The sequence below is a fragment of the Natronococcus jeotgali DSM 18795 genome (assembly GCF_000337695.1).
In the GTDB taxonomy this organism is placed as follows: Archaea; Halobacteriota; Halobacteria; order Halobacteriales; family Natrialbaceae; genus Natronococcus; species Natronococcus jeotgali.
This window is the reverse complement of record NZ_AOIA01000070.1, coordinates 1-388: the sequence shown is the minus strand read 5'-3', so window position 1 is coordinate 388 and position 388 is coordinate 1. Positions and strand designations below refer to the sequence as shown.

Below are 388 nucleotides of genomic sequence, written 5' to 3'. Positions count from 1 at the left end.
CCGGCAGCGATCCTCCGTGGCGCTCGAAACATCGGCGGACTCTCAGATCGTGCTCTCGATGACCCTGACAATCTCCGTAAGACACTCGCCAAATGGGGCGAGACTCTCGAAGAGCTAACGACCGAGTTTAACCGAGCCAGAGGCGACGAGAAATCCGCCCTTGGCGCTGAGATCATGCGCTCGAGCCACGGTCTCGCGGGCTCGATTGTTCACCTGCTCGACGCCGTTGGTATCGACGTCACTCGCGAGGTCCGCATTCCCGGTGGTCGGGACCCACGTCAACTTGATCAACTCGCCGAGTCGATCACCCGATCGATATTAGTCCAGTCGAGATATGGTGTATTCGCGCCGTATCGTCATGTCCTCGAGACCGACGCCGGCGAGCCAC

General features: G+C 60.1%; 1 pseudogene. It reads left to right on the top strand.

The annotated features are described in order from the left end of the window. Positions 1–388: pseudogene (locus C492_RS24165) on the top strand (hypothetical protein); the annotation flags it as partial.